Consider the following 1,077-nt stretch of genomic DNA (forward strand, 5'->3'; position numbering starts at 1 on the left):
CTTAGGTTCTAAGTCCAAGTGCAACACTTTAGGCCAGAGTCGGCTAAGGTGTTGCCATGCCAAAGAAATCGTATACGCACATGAGTTTCGAAGAACGTGAGACTTTGAGCTTGGGCCTGTCTCAGGGGCAGTCGCTGAGAACGATGGCTGCCGTGTTGGGGCGCTCGCCCAGCAGCATGAGCCGCGAATATGCCCGCAATGCCACCCAGGGGCACCCCTATCGTGCCTGTACGGCGCACAGCCTGGCCGCGGTCCGGAGTCGTCGCCCACGGCGATCGCGCAAACTGCTGGATCCCTGGTTGTGGCGCTATGTCCGAACAGGTTTGACCCGTGGGTGTTCGCCTGAACAGATTGCTGGACGGCTCCGTCGCGAGTATCCTGACGACATGCGGAAACGCCTGTCGGCCGAGACTATCTATGTGGCCCTGTACGTGCTGCCGCGCGGAACTCTGCGGAGTGAACTGTTGACCGCGCTGCGTCAGGCGCGCAAAGCGCGCCGGCCTCGAGCGCGGGGCAGAGACCGACGCGGCCAGCTTCCCAATATGACGCCCATTGCCGAACGGCCTGCAGAGGTCGCGGGACGTACCGTGCCGGGCCACTGGGAGGGGGACTTGATCAAGGGGGCTCGAAATGGATCGGCTGTCGGGAGCCTTGTCGAGCGCATGTCGCGCCTGGTGATCCTGGCACGGCTGGATGGGACCGATGCGGGGAGTGCCCGACAGGGATTTATCAGAAAGTTTCAGCATGTGCCGGCCCCGTTGCGCCAAACGTTGACCTATGATCGGGGAAAAGAGATGGCCGAACACGAGCGCTTGGCGCAACGACTCGCCATCCGGATATTTTTTGCCGATCCCCACAGCCCGTGGCAACGGGGGACAAACGAGAACACAAATGGATTGCTTCGCCAGTATCTGCCAAAAGGCACCGACTTGTCGGGCTATACTCAGCGCGACCTGAATACCATCGCCCATCGGTTGAATACCCGACCCAGAAAATGTCTCGAGTGGGCCACGCCCTTGGAGGTCTTTACGCAACTGCGTCATCATTCACCTGTTGCACTTGGAACTTGAAACCGCC

General features: G+C 60.4%; 1 protein-coding gene. It reads left to right on the top strand.

What is annotated here, in order from left to right; translation table 11 throughout:
- Positions 1-56: 56 nt before the first annotated feature.
- Complete coding sequence (locus VMP31_RS16110; protein ID WP_325508715.1) at positions 57-1,070, top strand: IS30 family transposase; 1,014 nt, start codon at positions 57-59, stop codon at positions 1,068-1,070.
- Positions 1,071-1,077: the final 7 nt, after the last annotated feature.

The sequence above is a fragment of the Pseudomonas sp. genome (assembly GCF_035512415.1).
Classification (GTDB): domain Bacteria; phylum Pseudomonadota; class Gammaproteobacteria; order Pseudomonadales; family Pseudomonadaceae; genus Aquipseudomonas.

Excerpts from the sequence above, each read along its gene's own strand:
- VMP31_RS16110 (WP_325508715.1), top strand. The coding sequence starts at position 57 with ATGCCAAAGAAATCGTATACGCACATGAGTTTCGAAGAACGTGAGACT.